Annotated in this window: 18 protein-coding genes and 1 tRNA gene; 11 read left to right on the top strand and 8 right to left on the bottom strand. The window is 68.2% G+C overall.

The features are described 5' to 3' along the window. The first annotated feature begins 41 nt into the window (after nucleotides 1-41). Complete coding sequence (locus ACZYY4_RS04750) at nucleotides 42-617, top strand: helix-turn-helix domain-containing protein (protein WP_463808296.1); 576 nt, start codon at nucleotides 42-44, stop codon at nucleotides 615-617. 7 nt (nucleotides 618-624) lie between these two features. Here ACZYY4_RS04750 and ACZYY4_RS04745 read toward each other — a convergent pair whose 3' ends face one another. From ACZYY4_RS04745 to ACZYY4_RS04735, 3 genes are read right to left on the bottom strand one after another with little or no spacing between them, the layout of a single operon-like run. Further along, entirely contained in the window at nucleotides 625-1,713 is a 1,089-nt protein-coding gene (locus tag ACZYY4_RS04745; protein WP_463808295.1) for a bifunctional RNase H/acid phosphatase, read from the bottom strand. A 10-nt stretch (nucleotides 1,714-1,723) separates the two neighbouring features. After that, nucleotides 1,724-2,458: a zinc ribbon domain-containing protein gene (locus ACZYY4_RS04740; protein ID WP_463808293.1), complete on the bottom strand. Its 735-nt coding sequence runs from the start codon at nucleotides 2,456-2,458 to the stop codon at nucleotides 1,724-1,726. After that, nucleotides 2,458-3,588 (bottom strand): Nif3-like dinuclear metal center hexameric protein, encoded by a 1,131-nt coding sequence (locus ACZYY4_RS04735; protein WP_463808292.1) that lies wholly within the window; start codon nucleotides 3,586-3,588, stop codon nucleotides 2,458-2,460. Before ACZYY4_RS04735 ends, ACZYY4_RS04740 begins: the two co-directional genes overlap by 1 nt. Nucleotides 3,589-3,649: 61 nt before the next feature. Between ACZYY4_RS04735 and ACZYY4_RS04730 the strand changes: the two genes are divergently transcribed. From ACZYY4_RS04730 to ACZYY4_RS04710, 5 genes are read left to right on the top strand one after another with little or no spacing between them, the layout of a single operon-like run. Beyond that, nucleotides 3,650-4,333, top strand: a complete 684-nt coding sequence (locus ACZYY4_RS04730) for an HAD-IA family hydrolase (protein WP_463808291.1) — start codon at nucleotides 3,650-3,652, stop codon at nucleotides 4,331-4,333. Continuing rightward, complete coding sequence (locus ACZYY4_RS04725; RefSeq protein ID WP_463808290.1) at nucleotides 4,326-4,820, top strand: low molecular weight protein-tyrosine-phosphatase; 495 nt, start codon at nucleotides 4,326-4,328, stop codon at nucleotides 4,818-4,820. The genes ACZYY4_RS04730 and ACZYY4_RS04725 overlap by 8 nt, the downstream gene beginning before the upstream one ends. Further along, nucleotides 4,820-5,656 (top strand): SURF1 family cytochrome oxidase biogenesis protein, encoded by an 837-nt coding sequence (locus ACZYY4_RS04720; RefSeq protein WP_463808289.1) that lies wholly within the window; start codon nucleotides 4,820-4,822, stop codon nucleotides 5,654-5,656. Before ACZYY4_RS04725 ends, ACZYY4_RS04720 begins: the two co-directional genes overlap by 1 nt. Nucleotides 5,657-5,704: 48 nt before the next feature. Then, nucleotides 5,705-6,514, top strand: a complete 810-nt coding sequence (locus tag ACZYY4_RS04715) for an oxygenase MpaB family protein (RefSeq protein ID WP_463808288.1) — start codon at nucleotides 5,705-5,707, stop codon at nucleotides 6,512-6,514. 31 nt (nucleotides 6,515-6,545) lie between these two features. Then, the gene (locus ACZYY4_RS04710) at nucleotides 6,546-7,406 is read left to right on the top strand and encodes an LLM class F420-dependent oxidoreductase (RefSeq protein ID WP_463808440.1); all 861 of its coding nucleotides are present in this window, start codon (nucleotides 6,546-6,548) and stop codon (nucleotides 7,404-7,406) included. A 30-nt stretch (nucleotides 7,407-7,436) separates the two neighbouring features. On the opposite strand, the gene ACZYY4_RS04705 is transcribed toward ACZYY4_RS04710, so the two are convergent. The 5 genes from ACZYY4_RS04705 to ACZYY4_RS04685 all read right to left on the bottom strand — a co-directional run bounded on the left by ACZYY4_RS04705 (nucleotide 7,437) and on the right by ACZYY4_RS04685 (nucleotide 9,505). Further along, the gene (locus tag ACZYY4_RS04705; RefSeq protein WP_463808287.1) at nucleotides 7,437-7,655 is read right to left on the bottom strand and encodes a hypothetical protein; all 219 of its coding nucleotides are present in this window, start codon (nucleotides 7,653-7,655) and stop codon (nucleotides 7,437-7,439) included. Between the two features lie 74 nt (nucleotides 7,656-7,729). Further along, nucleotides 7,730-7,804 (bottom strand) — tRNA-Val (locus ACZYY4_RS04700). A gap of 122 nt (nucleotides 7,805-7,926) precedes the next feature. Beyond that, the gene (locus tag ACZYY4_RS04695; RefSeq protein WP_463808286.1) at nucleotides 7,927-8,388 is read right to left on the bottom strand and encodes a peroxiredoxin; all 462 of its coding nucleotides are present in this window, start codon (nucleotides 8,386-8,388) and stop codon (nucleotides 7,927-7,929) included. After that, entirely contained in the window at nucleotides 8,388-8,810 is a 423-nt protein-coding gene (locus ACZYY4_RS04690) for a DUF3052 domain-containing protein (RefSeq protein WP_463808285.1), read from the bottom strand. The genes ACZYY4_RS04695 and ACZYY4_RS04690 overlap by 1 nt, the downstream gene beginning before the upstream one ends. Nucleotides 8,811-8,917: 107 nt before the next feature. After that, nucleotides 8,918-9,505: a hypothetical protein gene (locus ACZYY4_RS04685; protein ID WP_463808283.1), complete on the bottom strand. Its 588-nt coding sequence runs from the start codon at nucleotides 9,503-9,505 to the stop codon at nucleotides 8,918-8,920. A 189-nt stretch (nucleotides 9,506-9,694) separates the two neighbouring features. On the opposite strand from ACZYY4_RS04685, the gene aceE reads away from it, so the two are divergent. The 5 genes from aceE to kasA all read left to right on the top strand — a co-directional run bounded on the left by aceE (nucleotide 9,695) and on the right by kasA (nucleotide 16,668). Continuing rightward, nucleotides 9,695-12,490 carry a pyruvate dehydrogenase (acetyl-transferring), homodimeric type gene (gene aceE, locus ACZYY4_RS04680; protein ID WP_463808282.1) on the top strand — a complete coding sequence of 932 codons (2,796 nt, stop codon included), beginning with the start codon at nucleotides 9,695-9,697 and terminating at the stop codon, nucleotides 12,488-12,490. Nucleotides 12,491-12,600: 110 nt separating this feature from the next. After that, entirely contained in the window at nucleotides 12,601-13,911 is a 1,311-nt protein-coding gene (locus tag ACZYY4_RS04675) for a PucR family transcriptional regulator (RefSeq protein WP_463808281.1), read from the top strand. Nucleotides 13,912-14,105: 194 nt separating this feature from the next. After that, nucleotides 14,106-15,029, top strand: a complete 924-nt coding sequence (locus ACZYY4_RS04670) for an ACP S-malonyltransferase (RefSeq protein WP_463808280.1) — start codon at nucleotides 14,106-14,108, stop codon at nucleotides 15,027-15,029. 88 nt (nucleotides 15,030-15,117) lie between these two features. Then, nucleotides 15,118-15,417 carry a meromycolate extension acyl carrier protein AcpM gene (gene acpM / locus ACZYY4_RS04665; protein WP_463808279.1) on the top strand — a complete coding sequence of 100 codons (300 nt, stop codon included), beginning with the start codon at nucleotides 15,118-15,120 and terminating at the stop codon, nucleotides 15,415-15,417. Further along, nucleotides 15,418-16,668, top strand: a complete 1,251-nt coding sequence (kasA, locus tag ACZYY4_RS04660; protein ID WP_463808278.1) for a 3-oxoacyl-ACP synthase KasA — start codon at nucleotides 15,418-15,420, stop codon at nucleotides 16,666-16,668. It begins immediately after the preceding gene. Nucleotides 16,669-16,703: the final 35 nt, after the last annotated feature.

Raw genomic sequence — 16,703 nt, 5'->3', positions numbered from 1 at the left:
AGCTTGCCGACCGCCACCACAGTCTGGCAAGCTGATTTGCCATGCAGGCAAATTTCGAGGAGGGCAGCGTCGACCTGCGGGTGCGACGGCGGCTGCGTGAACTACGCACCCAGCAGGGCCTGACGTTGGAGGACGTGGCAACCCGCGCCCAGATCGATGTCTCCACGCTGAGCCGGCTGGAATCCGGCAAGCGGCGCCTCGCACTGGACCACCTGCCCCGGCTGGCCGAGGCCTTGTCGGTCAGCACCGACGAGTTGCTGCGCGCCCCCGAACAGCCCGATCCGCGGGTTCGGGGCACCTCGCAGTCCCACAACGGGATCACCTACTGGCCGCTGACCCGGCACGGGCCGGCCGGTGGGTTGCAGGCCTTCAAGATTCGGGTTTCCGTACGGCGCCGCCGCCCGGCCGAGTTACCGGTGCACGAAGGCCACGAGTGGATGTACGTGTTGTCCGGCCAGATCCGATTGGCGCTGGGCGACGACGATTTCCTGATCGGTCCCGGCGAGGCCGTCGAATTCTCCACCCGGACACCACATTGGTTCGGCGCGGTCGACCGACCGGCCGAGGCGATCGTGATCTTCGGCGCCCACGGCGAGCGGGTGCACCTGCACGATTGACTGTGGGCTACAGGTACGCCGTCTGGTTCACCAGCCGGACCGATGCGGGCCCGTCACCGAAGAACTCGGCGATGCTCAACGACGCCAAGTCCAGGTGTAGCCGGTACAGGATGGCCGGTCCGGCGTCCAGCGCAAGGCGCAGCAACGTCTTGATCGGCGTCACGTGCGACACCACCAACACGGTGGTACCGCCGTGTTCGGCGATGATCCGGTCACGCGCCCGCAGGACTCGCTGCTGCACCGCGTCGAAACTCTCGCCGCCCGGAGGCTCGGTGGAGGTGTCTTTCAGCCAGCGTCGGTGCAGTTCGGGGTCGCGCTCGGCGGCCTCGGTGAACGTCAAACCCTCCCAGGCCCCGAAGTCGGTTTCGGTCAGGTCCTCGTCGATGATCACGTCCAGGCGCAACTGTTTCGCTGCCGCCGCAGCGGTATCCCGGCAGCGCTGCAGCGGCGAGCTGATGACCGCCGCAATACCGCCGCGCTCGGCAAGATAGCGGGCCGCCGACTCCGCCTGCTGCCGGCCCGTGCCGGTCAGCGGCGGGTTGCCACGCCCGGAGTAGCGCCGTTGCACCGATAGTTCGGTCTGCCCATGCCGCAGCAGCAACAGCCGGGTCGCCGTACCCGTCGCACCGGTCCAGCCGGGCGCAGTTGGGGCCGCAGACTTCTCCGTCGTCTTCGGTGCGGGCTTCTCGATCCCGGCAGCGGCGTCCATGGCCTGATTGGCCAACCGGTCGGCGTGAGAATTCCTCTCCCGCGGAATCCAGTTGTAGCGGACATGGTCGAACTTCGACGCAAGCTCGCGGGCCTGCGCGTGCAGCCGGATCAGGTCCGGGTGCTTGACCTTCCATCGGCCGGCCATCTGTTCGACCACCAGTTTGGAGTCCATGAACACCGCGACTTCGGCGGCCCCCAGCCGTGCCGCTTCGGTCAAACCCGCCACCAGGCCGCGGTATTCGGCCACGTTATTGGTGGCCACGCCGATCGACTCCTTGGCTTCGGCCAGCACCTCGGCGCGATCCGCGGACCAGACCACCGACCCGTAACCGGCCGGCCCCGGATTGCCGCGTGACCCACCGTCGGCCTCGACGATCACCTTCATCGGCGGGGCACTAACCGAAGTCCTTGACCCGCAGCAGAATTGCGCTGCACTCGGGGCAGCGCAGCACCTCCTCCGGCTGAGCCGCCGAGATCCGGGCCAGCTCGCCGCGGTCGATCTCGATCCGGCAGGCCCCGCACTGACCGCCCCGCAGCGGTGCGGCGCCGACGCCGCCGGATGTCCGCTGCCGCTCGTAGAGCGCCAGGAGATCGCCGCCGATCGTTTCGGCCAACCCGTCACGGCTCGCCGCTCGCTGAGCACGGGTGGTCTCGATCTCGGTCGACGCGGTCTCCAACGTCTGCTCTACCCGGGCCAGGTCGGCCGCCAGGCCCTCGACCACACTCGATTCGGCGGTCGCCTGGGTCTGCAGTTGCTCACGCTGCTCCAGCAACTCCAGCAGCGAATCCTCCAGACTGGCCTGACGCCGCTGCAAGGTCTCCAGTTCGTGCTGCAGGTCGACGACCTGCTTGGAGTTGGTCTGCCCCGAATCCAGCAGCGCCCGGTCGCGGTCTTCGCGCTGGCGCACCGCGTCGATCTCGGACTCGAAGCGGGCGGCCTGGGCGTCCAAGTCCTCCAACGCCAATTCCAGGGCGGCCAGCCGGTCGGCGGCCGCGATGTGATCGGCTTGGATGCGCTCGCGGTCCTGCTGCTCGGGAAGATGGCCGGCCCGATGCGCGATCCTGGACAGTTCGGCATCGAGCTCTGATAACTCCAGAAGCGAACGTTGCTGTGCTACTTCAGCCTTCATCACCGATCTCCTTTGAGCGCGAGGTTCCAGGGGTCGGTGCGAAGCGCGCTGACGCGCACCGGCAGGGCCGCACCGAAGTGCGAACGGAGTACGTCGGCGGCCTGCGCGCACCACGGGTATTCGCTGGCCCAATGCGCCACATCGACCAGCGCGACCGGCGACCGGCGCGAATGCTCGTCAGCCGGATGGTGGCGCAGATCCGCTGTGAGGTAAACCTGCGCGTCGGCCGCGGCCGCCGCGTCCAGCAGGGAATCTCCGGCGCCGCCGCAGACCGCGACCCGCGACACCGGCAGATCCGGGTCCCCCGCCGCGCGCACCCCCCATGAGGTGACCGGCAGCGCCGCGGAGACCCGGGCGACGAAGGCGCTCAGCGGCTCCGGCGACGGCAGGGAGCCGATCCGGCCGATTCCGACGCCGGGCGGCAGCGGCTGCAACGCGAACACGTCGAAGGCCGGCTCCTCGTAGGGATGCGCGGCCAGCAGCGCCGCGTGCACCCGGTCGCGGGCGCGGGCCGGAGCCACCACTTCGATGCGGTCCTCGGTGACGTGCTCCACCGCACCGACCCGACCGATCGTCGGCGCCGCGCCGTCGCCGGGCAGAAACTGCCCGGTACCGGTCACGCTCCAACTGCACTGGGCGTAGTCGCCGATGTGCCCGGCCCCGGCCGCGAACACCGCGGCCCGCACCGTCTCAGCGTGCTCGACCGGGGTGTAGATCACCCACTTGTCGGTGTCGGCGGCCCTGGCGGCCGGTTCCAGTACGGCTTCCACGGTCAGTCCCAGCGCGTCCGCCAGCGCGTCCGACACCCCGGGTGAGGCCGCGTCGGCATTGGTGTGCGCGGTGAACAGGGCGCGGCCGGAACGGATCAACCGGTGCACCAGAGAACCCTTGGGCGTGCTCGCCGCCACGGTGTCCACACCGCGCAGCAGCAGCGGGTGATGGGCCAGCAGCAGGCCTCCGTCCGGAGTCTCGTCGACCACCGCCGCTGTCGCGTCGACCGCGATCGTCACCGAGCCCACCACGTCGTCCGGGTCGCCGCAGACCAGCCCGACGGAGTCCCAGGACTGGGCCAGTTCCGGCGGGTAGGCGGCATCGAGCACGTCAATGACGTCAGTCAGCCGCGCGGTCACACTCCAAGACAGTAGTGCGCCACCCGGCGAGCCCGCCGTGCACGTCGGGGACAATGGTTCCGTGACGCGCACTACTACTGTCAGCGCCGAACTGGTGATCTTCGACCTGGACGGCACCTTGACCGACTCCGCGGCCGGGATCGTCGCCAGCTTCCGCCATGCCCTGAACCACATCGGGGCGCCGGTGCCCGACGGTGATCTCGCCCAGCAGCTCGTCGGGCCGCCGATGCACCACACGTTGGCCGCGATGGGCTTGGGCGAGCAGACCGACGCGGCGATCGCCGCCTACCGCGCCGACTACACCAGCCGTGGCTGGCTGATGAACACCATGTTCGAGGGTGTCAGCGCGCTGTTGGCCGACCTGCGGGCCACCGGAGTCCGGTTGGCGCTGGCCACCTCCAAAGTCGAGCCGACCGCGCGCAAGATCTTGGCCCACTTCGGGCTCGACTCGTATTTCGAGGTCGTCGCCGGTGCCAGCGTCGACGGCACCCGGGCGGCGAAGTCCGACGTGCTGGCCCATGCGCTGGAGCAATTGGCGCCGCTGCCGGCCCGGGTGCTGATGGTGGGCGACCGGCGTCACGACGTGGACGGCGCGGCCGCGCACGGCATCGACACGGTGCTGGTCGGCTGGGGTTACGGGCAGGCCGATTACGCCGCCGGCACCGCAGCCGGCACCGAAATCTCCGACGGTCCGCTCGCCCGCGTGCAGACCATCGCCGAACTGCGGGAGGTCCTCGGTGTCTGAACCGGCACTGCATGTCACGTTCGTCTGCACCGGCAACATCTGCCGCTCGCCGATGGCCGAGAAGATGTTCGCCCACCAGCTCGCAGAGCGCGGCCTGGGTGATGCGGTGCGCGTCACCAGCGCCGGAACCGCGGATTGGCATATCGGCAAGTGCGCCGACGAGCGGACCAACCGGGTGCTGCGCGACCACGGCTATCCGGTGGACCACAGCGCGGCGCAGGTCGGCGCCGACCATATGACCGCCGATCTGGTGGTGGCGTTGGGCCGCAACCACGTCGGCTGGCTTCGCGAGGTCGGCATTCCGGCCGATCGGATCCGGATGCTGCGGTCCTTCGATCCGCGTTCGGGTGCGGCCGTCCCCGACGTCGAGGATCCCTACTACGGCGGCCATGACGATTTCGAGCGGTCGTTCACCGTCATCGCGGCCGCGCTGCCGGGCCTGCACGACTGGGTCGACGGACGGCTGGCTTCCCGCGAGGGCGGCTGATGCGACGCCTGGCCTTCCTGCTGCGCCCGAGCTGGCTGGCCCTGGCGGTGGTGGTGCTGGCCTTCGCGTACCTGTGCTTCACCGTGCTGGCGCCGTGGCAATTGGGCAAGAACACCACCACGTCACGCAACAACAGCCAACTCGAACGGGCACTGACCGCGGAGCCGGTTCCGCTGACAACGGTGCTGCCGCACCAGGATTCGTCGGCGCCGGATGAGCAATGGCGGCCGGTGACCGCCACCGGCCATTACCGGGCCGACGCGCAGGTGTTGGTGCGGTTGCGGCTCATCGACGGCGTGCCGGCCTTCGAAGTGCTGACGCCGTTCGCGGTCCAGGGTGGGCCGACCGTGCTGGTGAATCGCGGCTATGTGCGCACCGACGACGGCGGCTCTCGGGTACCGCAGATTCCGCCTCCGCCGGACGCGCAAGTCACCATCACGGCGCGGCTGCGGGATTCGCAGGGGGCGATTCCGGGCAAGAATCCGTTCAGCGAAAACGGATTCCGCCAGGTCTACTCGATCAACACCGAGCAGGTCGCGGCGTTGACCAAGGTTCCGCTGACTGGGTCCTACCTACAGCTGGTGGAAGACCAACCCGGCGGGTTGGGGTTGATCGCGCTGCCGCGCCGGGACGCCGGGCCGTTCCTGTCCTACGGGATCCAGTGGATCGCGTTCGGGATCCTCGCCCCGATCGGACTGGGCTACTTCGCGTTCGCCGAGTTGCGCGCTCGGCGGTTGGAGAAATCCGAGACCAGCACCGCGGTCGACAGCGACGAGCCGGCGCCGCCGATGACCGTCGAGCAGAAACTCGCCGACCGGTACGGTCGTCGCCGCTGAGTATCGGCCCCGGTATTCGGGCATACTCGCTGCCATGGAGCAGCCCCGATGAAGCGGCCCGCCAAAGTCGTCGATCTGCTGAATCCCGCCTCGCTGCTGATGCCGGCCGCCAACGTGATCATGCAGTTGTCGCTGCCCGGGGTCGGCTACGGCGTACAGGAATCCCGGGTGGACAGCGGCAACGTCTACAAGCACCCGTTCAAGCGGGCCCGCACCACCGGCACGTACCTGGCGGTGGCCACCATCGGCGGCCACCAAGACCGCGCGCTGTACCGCGCCGCCGTGGACACCGCGCACCGGCAGGTGCGTTCCACACCCGAGAGCCCGGTGCACTACAACGCGTTCGATCCCAAGCTGCAACTGTGGGTGGCGGCCTGCCTGTACCGCTACTTCGTCGACCAGCACGAGTTCCTGCACGGCCCGCTGGACGACGCGGCCGCCGACGCGGTCTACGCCGACGCCAAGACACTGGGCACCACCTTGCAGGTGCGCGACGAGATGTGGCCGACGGACCGCGCAGCGTTCGACGAGTATTGGAAACGCTCGCTCGACGAGCTGCGCATCGATCCACCGGTGCGCGACCATCTGCGCGGGGTGGCGTCGATGGTGTTCCTGCCCTGGCCGCTGCGGCTGGCCGGCCCGCTCAACCTGTTCGCGACGACCGGGTTCTTACCAACGGAGTTCCGGGAGCTGATGCAGTGGGACTGGTCGGTCTCACAGCAGCGCCGGTTCGAATGGCTGCTGTCCGGGCTGCGACTGGCCGATCGGCTGATCCCGAATCAGGCCTGGGTGTTGGGTTATCGGGCGTACCTGTGGGACATGCGCTTTCGGGCCCGAAACGGCATGCGCGTCGTCTAGCGCGCCGGCGCCATGCCATCCTGGGGTGATGGTGAACATCTCGGGTGTGGGGATCTGGAGTGCGTCGCTGCGCTACGGCGATCAGGGCGAGGCCGCCGAAGCGGCCGCCGAACTGGAGGAGCTCGGCTTCGACACACTGTGGATACCCGACGTCGGCGGTCCGGTGTTCGACTCGGTGGGCAACCTGCTGTCGGCCACCCGGCAAGCGGTCATCGCCACCGGCATCCTGAACCTGTGGATGCACACCCCGGCCGACGTCGCGGCGTCGTACGCAGCGCTCACCGCGGCCCACGGTGACCGGTTCCTGCTCGGCATCGGTGTCAGCCATGCCCCGCTGATCGATGCCGGCGATCCCGGGCGCTACCGCCGACCACTGCACGCGATGACGACCTTCCTCGACGGCCTCGACGCCGCCGACAACCCGGTCCCGGTCGAGTCCCGGGTGCTCGCGGCGCTCGGCCCGAAGATGCTCGCCCTGGCCGCCGGCCGCAGTCGCGGTGCCCACCCGTATCTGACCACCCCCGAGCACACCCGGTTCGCCCGGGAAAAGCTGGGGGCCGGCCCGTTGCTGCTGCCCGAGCAGACCGCGATCCTGTGCTCTGACCGCGACGAGGCGCGCGAGATCGGCACCAAGTGGCTGGGCTCCTACCTCGCGTTGCCCAACTACGCCAACAACCTGTTGCGATCGGGATTCTCGCAAGACGACATCGCTGACGTCAGTGATCGGTTGTTCGACGCCCTCATCGTCTGGGGGACGCCGGAGGCCGTGATCGGCCGGGTCGCCGAGCACCAGGCCGCCGGGGCCGACCACGTCTGCGTACAGCTGCTCGACGCGGACCCGCGCGCCTTCCCGCGGGAACAGTGGCGCCGGCTGGCCGCCGCCCTGAGCTGACGGACCCTCTGGCCGGCCGCGCGCGCTCGGTTAGGCCGACAGGACGATGAGCAGGGCGATGAGCCCGATCAGTACGGCCAGTCCCGCCCACAACGCGGCCCGGCCTCCAGCCTGCCCGGAACGTCCGGCCGGCGTCATCTGCGGGCTGGTCGACGGAGGTACGCCCCATTTGCCGGTCGGCGCCGCGCCGGGCGATTTCGGAGGCGGCGGTGGGCTGGGCTCTTGGTCCGGCGTGGGATAGCTGGTCATGGCCGGGTGCATTGACCGTCCACCTCGGCATCAAACCCCTGGGGCCGATCACCGTCGTTGACCTGCATTGATACTGGTGGGCGCGGACGGTATCGAACCGCCGACCGCTGGTGTGTAAAACCAGAGCTCTACCACTGAGCTACGCGCCCCAACCCGGGCAGGTTACCCGGACCTGCACCGGACGCCCAAAACCGCGAGATTGCGTTGATGCAGGAAAAAGTGGTGAAAACCCTGCGTCATCGCAATCTCGCGGCGACGGGCGAACGAAGAACTATCCCTTGAGGGCGGCCAGAGCGTCGACCCACAGCTGCTGGTCGCGCGCTTCACCGGGCGCCTTCATCTCGGCGAACCGGATGATCCCGGACTTGTCGATGACGAACGTGCCGCGGTTGGAGAAGCCGGTGTCGTCGTTGAACACCCCGAACGACTGGCTGACCGCGCCGTGCGGCCAGAAGTCCGACAGCACCGGGAACAGGAACCCGCTCTCGGCGGCCCAGACCTTGTGGGTGGGCGGCGGGCCCACCGAGATGGCCAGCGCCACGCTGTCGTCGCCTGTGTAGGTGGGCAGGTGATCGCGCAATTGGTCCAGCTCGCCCTGGCAGATGCCGGTGAAGGCCAGCGGGAAGAACACCAGCAGCACGTTCTTCTCCCCGCGGTAATCGCTGAGGGTGACCTGCTGCTGATCCTGGTCCTTGAGGGTGAAATCAGGAGCTTCGGTACCGACTTCCAACATCAACGCTTTCCCATCCTTGATTTGGGTTGAACCAATCGACTGGCACTCCAGTCGCCGAGATTGACCGAGGAGGTCGGCATCAGGCCGGCGGTCGGCGCTGACTCGGCGATCTCGGCTGGCTGTACATGGCCGGACTTACCGGTCTTGGGCGTCAGCACCCAGATCACGCCGTCGTCGGCCAGCGCAGTGATCGCGTCCATCAGGGTGTCCACCAGGTCCCCGTCGCCATCGCGCCACCACAGCAGCACTACGTCGACCACCTCATCGGTGTCTTCGTCGAGCAGTTCGCTGCCACAGGCCTCTTCGACGTCGACACGGATGTCGTCGTCGGCGTCCTCGTCCCAGCCGAACTCCTGGACCAACTGCTTGCTCTCGATGCCCAGTTTGCGGGCGAAGCTCGGGGCGTTATCCGCCGCGACCACCGTGTGACCTCCTTCGATCGTCAGCGCGCCGTGTGTTGGGCATTATCGTCGCACAGCGTCGTGAGCCGTTTGTGAGCGAATCACCCGGCACGACGAACTCGCGGGCCTCAGAAGGCTTTGCACAGCTGAATTCCTTTCTCCCTGGCCCTGTTGAGCTCGTCTTTGCGGGCGTTGTACACCGAGACCGGCGCCTTGGTCGAAATCGCGTTCGCCACGCCGCGCGCGGATTCGACATAGGTGTTGAACGCATCCGTGAGTTCCGTCGACAGCTTCTCGTTGATGGCGCCGGCCACCTCGTCGGCACTGTGGTTGAGCGCCTCGATCGCCGGCGCAGCAGTGCCCGGGATGTCACCTCCGTTGTTGAACGCCTCCACGTACTTGTTCACGGTGTCGACCGCGTCGCTGCTGCTCGACGCGAACCTGCCGCACGCGCCGCGCACCGCCTGGGTTGTCATCGACTGCTGACGCTGGGTCTCACGAACGCTCGACGTCGCCTCCGAGGCCGACACCGACGCCGACACCGAGGAGCGGTAGGCCGGCGCCGCCGAGGTGTCCGCCTCCGGGTTCCCGCCGATGATGCTGGTACAGCCCACGACACCCAGCACCACCGTCGCGGTTCCACCGGCCACCAGCGCGCCCACCCGGGCATGTCGCCGCGCCCGCCCGCGCGGGACGGTCTGCCATCCGGTCAGCACATCTTCAGACGTTACCGCGTAGTTCCAGGCAAGCCGAGATCAGCCCACCCCACCCACCACTGCACCACCGCCGGTCCCGCGTCCGGTGGGGCAGGATAGAAAGACAGGACCGACGAAGCGTTCGGTTCAGTGTCGTTCTGGCCACAAGCCGGGAGACACGTCTTGACCTCCAAACCAAGGAGTAATGCGTTGACTACCGAGGCCATGCACCAGGATCTGGGCAAAAAACCAAGCGGCACAGGCGAAGCCGATCGAGTCCGGGTGATCCGCGAGGGGGTGGCGTCCTACCTTCCTGACATCGACCCGGAAGAGACCTCCGAGTGGTTGGAGTCCTTCGACGAACTGCTGGCCCGGTCCGGTTCGACACGCGCCCGCTACTTGATGCTGCGACTGCTGGAACGCGCCGGCGAGCAGCGGGTGGCGATCCCGGCACTCACCTCCACCGATTACGTCAACACCATCCCGACCGAACTGGAGCCATGGTTCCCCGGCGACGAGGACACCGAGCGCCGCTACCGCCGGTGGCTCCGATGGAACGCCGCGGTGATGGTGCACCGCGCGCAGCGGCCCGGCGTCGGGGTCGGCGGCCACATCTCGACCTACGCGTCGTCGTCGACGCTCTATGAGGTCGGGTTCAACCATTTCTTCCGCGGCAAGGACCACCCCGGCGGCGGGGACCAGGTGTTCATCCAGGGCCACGCCTCCCCCGGCATCTACGCCCGGGCCTTCCTGGAGGGCCGGCTGAGCACCCATGACCTCGACGGTTTCCGTCAGGAGCACAGCCACCCCGGCGGCGGCCTGCCCTCTTACCCGCACCCGCACCTGATGCCCGATTTCTGGGAGTTCCCCACGGTGTCGATGGGGCTGGGCCCGATGAATGCCATCTACCAGGCCCGGGTCAACCACTACCTGCACGACCGCGGCATCAAGGACACCTCCGATCAGCACGTGTGGTGCTTCCTGGGCGACGGCGAGATGGATGAGCCGGAGAGTCGCGGCCTGCTGCACATCGGGGCGCTGGACGGCCTGGACAACCTGACGTTCGTGGTCAACTGCAACCTGCAGCGCCTGGACGGCCCGGTGCGCGGCAACGGCAAGATCATTCAGGAGTTGGAGTCGTTCTTCCGGGGGGCGGGCTGGAACGTGATCAAGGTGGTGTGGGGCCGCGAGTGGGACGCGCTGCTGCACGCCGACCGGGACGGCGCCCTGGTCAACCTGATGAACGTCACTCCCGACGGGGATTACCAGACCTACAAGGCCAACGACGGCGGCTATGTGCGGCAGCATTTCTTCGGCCGCGACCCGCGCACCAAGGCCCTGGTCGAGGATCTGTCCGACCAGGACATCTGGCACCTCAAGCGCGGTGGGCACGACTACCGCAAGGTCCATGCCGCCTACCGTGCCGCCGTCGATCACAAGGGCCAGCCGACCGTGATTCTGGCCAAGACCATCAAGGGCTACAGCCTGGGCAGCTATTTCGCCGGCCGCAACGCCACCCACCAGATGAAGAAGTTCCGGCTGCAAGATCTCAAGGACTTCCGCGACGAGATGCGAATTCCGGTGTCGGACAAGCAACTCGAGGACAACCCGTACCTACCGCCGTACTACCACCCCGGTGAGGACGCGCCCGAGATCCGTTATCTGCTGGACCGGCGGCGCGCGCTGGGCGGCTTCGTTCCGCAGCGCCGCACCACCACCAGGGCACTGCCGCTGCCTCCCACCGACGTGTACGCGGCGGTCAAGAAGGGGTCGGGAAACCAGGAAGTCGCCACCACCATGGCAGCGGTGCGGGTGTTCAAGGAACTGTTGCGGGACAAAGAAATCGGGGATCGGCTAGTCCCGATCATTCCCGACGAGGCCCGCACGTTCGGGATGGATTCGTGGTTCCCGTCCTTGAAGATCTACAACCGCTACGGCCAGCTCTACACCTCGGTCGACGCCGATCTGATGTTGGCCTACAAGGAGAGCGAAGTCGGCCACATCCTGCACGAGGGCATCAACGAGGCCGGGTCGACGGCCTGCTTCACCGCGGTCGGGACGTCGTATGCCACCCACGACGAGCCGATGATCCCGATCTACATCTTCTACTCGATGTTCGGCTTCCAGCGCACCGGCGACGGACTGTGGGCGGCCGCCGACCAGATGGCGCGCGGTTTCGTGCTGGGCGCCACCGCCGGACGCACCACCTTGACCGGCGAGGGCCTGCAGCACGCCGACGGGCATTCGCTCCTGCTGGCCAGCACCAACCCGTCGGTGGTGGCCTACGACCCGGCCTTCGCCTACGAGGTGGCCCACATCATCGAAAGCGGGCTGGCGCGCATGTTCGGTGACAACCCGGAGAACGTGTATTTCTACATCACCATCTACAACGAGCCCTACGTGCAGCCGGCCGAACCGGACGACCTCGACACCGAGGGTCTGCTGCGCGGGATCTACCGCTACCGGGCGGCCGAGGGGCGCCAGTCGGGGTCTAACACCGCCCAGATCCTGGCCTCCGGGGTGTCGATGCCCGAGGCGTTGCGGGCCGCCGACCTGCTGGCGGCCGACTGGGATGTGGCCGCCGACGTGTGGTCGGTGACCAGCTGGAATGAGCTCAACCGCGACGGGGTGGATGTCGAACGGGAGCGACTGCGCCATCCGGAGCGCGAGGCCCGGGTGCCGTACGTGACGCAGGCGCTGGCGAACGCTACCGGCCCGCTCGTCGCGGTGTCGGACTGGATGCGCGCGGTACCCGAGCAGATCCGGCCCTGGGTGCCCGGAACCTTCGTCACCCTCGGCACCGACGGGTTCGGCTTCTCCGACACCCGCCCGGCCGCGCGGCGTTACTTCAACACCGACGCCGAGTCGGTGGTGGTGGCGGTGCTGGCCGCCCTGGCCCGGGACGGGGCCATCGACGCGTCGGTAGCGGCGACAGCCGCGACCCGCTACCAGATCGACGACGTGCTGGCCGCCCCGGAGCAGACATCCGACTCGGGTGTGGCCTGACGCGACTCCGGCTGGGTTGGCTGCGGCGGTCCAGCTTCGCCTCTCCTTCGTCGAGGTTCGCTAACCGCCGGTTGTCGGGTCTGACCAGAAATTTGGCGTAGCTTTTAGGGATGGTCGACAACAGCCCCGGTGGCCCGAGCCTGCCTCGGTCCACCCTGGACCTGCTAAGTGCCGTCCCGGACACCCTGCTGCGCAGGCTCAGGCACTATTCGGGAAGGCTCGCCACCGAGGCGGCGTCGGCGATGGGCGAACGGCTGCCGTTCTTCGCCGATCTGGAGGCGTCCCAGCGGGCCAGCGTCGCACTGGTGGTGCAGGCCGCGGTGGTCAACTTCGCCGAATGGATGCACGATCCGCACGGCAACGTCAGCCACACCGCGCAGGCATTCGAGCTGGTGCCCCAGGAGCTGACCCGGCACATCGCACTGCGCCACACCGTGGACATGGTGCGGGTCACCATGGAGTACTTCGAGGAGGTCGTGCCGCTGCTGGCCCGCTCCGAAGAGCAGGTGACGGCGCTGACGGTGGGCATCCTCAAATACAGCCGCGACCTGGCCTTCACCGCCGCCTCCGCCTACGCCGACGCCGCCGAGGCTCGGGGCACCTGGGATTCCCGGATGGAGGCCAGCGTGGTCGACGCGGTGGTGCGCGGCGACACCGGGCCGGAGCTGCTGAGCCGGGCCGCCGCACTCAACTGGGACACCACCGCCCCGGCCACGGTCGTGGTGGGCACCGCACCGCCCGGCCCGGACGCCTTCTCCGGCCAGAAGGCCAGCCAGGACGTCCGTGACATCGCCGAACGCCACGGCCGGGCCGCCCTGACCGACGTGCACGGCACCTGGCTGGTGGCGATCGTGTCCGGCCCGCTGTCGCCGACCCAGAAGTTCCTGGCAGATCTGCTCGGCGCGTTCTCCGACGGGCCGGTGGTGATCGGCCCGACCGCACCGATGCTGACCGCGGCGTACCACAGCGCCAGCGAGGCGATCTCGGGCATGAACGCCGTTGTCGGCTGGACCGGGGCGCCCCGGCCGGTGCTGGCTCGCGAACTGCTGCCCGAACGCGCTCTGATCGGGGATGCCTCGGCGATCGCGGCCTTGCACACCGACGTGATGCGGCCGCTGGCCGAGGCCGGGCCGTCACTCACCGAGACCCTGGACGCTTATCTGGACTGTGGCGGTGCGATCGAGGCGTGCGCCCGCAAGTTGTTCGTTCATCCAAATACCGTCCGCTACCGACTCAAGCGGATCGCGGACTTCACCGGACGCGATCCCACCCAGCCGCGCGACGCCTACGTGCTGCGGGTCGCCGCCACGGTGGGCCGGCTGGCCAACCAGGCGCAGCATGCCAGCTTCAGCAGCGCACACGTGACATACGCCACGCCATTGACAACGGGCACCGCACGCGACCAGCATCACGTCGGGTGAGGCGGTTGCGACGGGGAGGCCGGAACGCCTTGGGAGGTCGCTGCCGCCGCGCCGTCACCAGGGCAGTTGTCGCGGGACGGTATCGAACATGTCGCATTGGATGACTGTTTTGTAGGACTTCCACAAAAACATAAGACAATGTTCATAATCTAGGACATCCTGCAAACACCGCTTCACAATGTTCTCTTAAAGACGTGATTGCGTTGCTCGCTCCCGGACAGGGATCGCAGACCCCCGGCATGTTGTCGCCGTGGCTGGAGCTGTCCGATTCCGCCGGCGTGGAGGCTCAGCTGGCCGCCTGGTCGAAGATCAGCGGCCTGGATCTGGTCGCCTTGGGCACCACCGCATCCGCCGAGGAGATCACCGACACGGCGGTCACCCAGCCGCTGGTGGTGGCGGCGACCCTGCTCGCCTACGCCGAGCTGGCCAAACGGCGGAACGGCCCACTCAGCGCCGGTGACGTCATCGTGGCCGGCCACTCCGTCGGGGAGATCGCCGCCTACGCAATCGCCGGCGTCATCTCCCCCGACGACGCCGTCATGCTGGCCGCCACCCGCGGCCGCGAGATGGCCAAGGCCTGCGCGCTCGAGCCGACCGGCATGGCAGCGGTGCTGGGCGGCGACGAGGCCGAGGTGCTGGCCCGCCTCGAGCAGCTCGACCTGACCCCGGCCAACCGCAACGCCGCCGGCCAGATCGTCGCGGCCGGCCCGCTGACCGCGTTGGACAAGCTCGCAGAGGACCCGCCCGCCAAGGCCCGGGTGCGTAAGCTGGCTACCGCGGGGGCGTTCCACACCCAGTTCATGGCCCCCGCACTGGAGGCCTACTCCGCCGCTGCGGCACAGGTCACCACCGGCGAGCCGGTCGCCACACTGTTGTCCAACCGCGACGGGCAGCCGGTGGAATCGGCGGCCGCGGCGATGGATCACCTGGTCGGGCAGCTGACCCGGCCGGTGCGCTGGGACCTGTGCACCGAGACGCTCCGCGCCCGCGGAGTCACGGCGATCGTGGAGTTCCCGCCCGCGGGAACGCTGGCCGGCATCGCCAAACGCGAACTTCGGGGGACCCCGACGCACGCCGTCAAGTCCCCCGCGGATCTGGACGGGCTTCCCGAGTTCTAACCCTCTTTAGGCCCGCTCCAACCTGCACAACCAGATACGCAGTAATCAAGCCGCACACCCCGTGCGAACCAACCGAAGGGAACACACTGTGCCTGCCAGTCAGGAAGAAATCATCTCGGGTCTCGCCGAGATCATCGAAGAGGTGACCGGCATCGAGCCTTCCGAGGTCACCGTCGAGAAGTCTTTCGTCGACGACCTGGACATCGACTCGCTGTCGATGGTGGAGATCGCGGTGCAGACCGAGGACAAGTACGGCGTGAAGATCCCGGACGAGGACCTCGCCGGTCTGCGCACCGTCGGTGACGTGGTCGGCTACATCCAGAAGCTCGAGGCCGAGAACCCCGAGGCTGCTGCCGCGCTGCGCGAGAAGTTCGGTTCGGAGAGCTAAGTGAGTAAGCCCTCGACGGCCAACGGCGGTTACCCCAGTGTGGTGGTAACCGCCGTCGAGGCCACCACATCGGTCGGGGCGGACATCGAGAGCACGTGGAAGGGCCTGCTCGCCGGTGAGAGCGGCATTCACGTCCTCGAAGACGAGTTCGTCAGCAAGTGGGACCTGCCGGTCAAGATCGGTGGGCATCTCAAGGACCCGGTCGACGACCACATGGGCCGGTTGGACCTGCGGCGCATGTCGTATGTCCAGCGGATGGCCAAGCTGCTCAGCGGCCGGCTCTGGGAGAACGCCGGCAACCCGGAGGTGGACCCGGACCGGTTCACCGTCGTGGTCGGCACCGGGCTGGGTGGCGGCGAGAAGATCGTCGAGACCTATGACCTGATGAACGAGGGCGGCCCCCGCAAGGTGTCGCCGCTGGCGGTTCAGATGATCATGCCCAACGGCGCCGCCGCGGTGGTCGGTCTGCAGCTCGGCGCCCGCGCCGGGGTGATGACCCCGGTGTCGGCCTGTTCGTCGGGTTCGGAGGCGATCGCGCACGCCTGGCGCCAGATCGTCATGGGTGACGCGGACTTCGCCGTCTGCGGCGGGGTCGAAGGCGGCATCGAGGCGCTGCCGATCGCAACGTTCTCGATGATGCGCGCGATGTCGACCCGCAACGACGACCCCGAGGGCGCATCGCGGCCGTTCGACAAGGACCGGGACGGCTTCGTGTTCGGCGAGGCCGGCGCGATGATGATCATCGAGACCGAGGAGCACGCCAAGGCTCGCGGCGCCAAGCCGCTGGCCCGGTTGATGGGTGCCGGTATCACGTCCGACGCCTTCCACATGGTGGCGCCCGGACCCGACGGCAAGCGAGCCGGTTACGCGATGACGCGGGCGCTGGAGTTGGCGGGCCTGACCGCCAAGGACGTCGACCACATCAACGCGCACGGAACGGCCACTCCGATCGGTGACACGGCCGAGGCGAACGCTATCCGGGAAGCCGGCTGCGAGCACGCCGCGGTGTACGCGCCCAAATCGGCACTCGGCCACTCCATCGGGGCGGTCGGTGCGCTGGAATCGGTGCTGACGGTGCTCTCACTGCGCGACGGGGTCATCCCGCCGACGCTGAACTACGAGACACCGGATCCCGAGATCGATCTGGACGTGGTGGCCGGAGCACCTCGCTACGGCGAGTACTCCTACGCCATCAACAACTCATTCGGATTCGGTGGGCACAACGTCGCGCTCGCCTTCGGGCGGTACTGACCACCAGTACCAGGAGAAGGAAGTTCGCAACATCC

It is taken from the genome of Mycobacterium sp. IDUB_21, from assembly GCF_055419425.1.
Note: the sequence above shows the minus strand (reverse complement) of the source record. Positions and strands in the feature narration are given on the sequence as shown.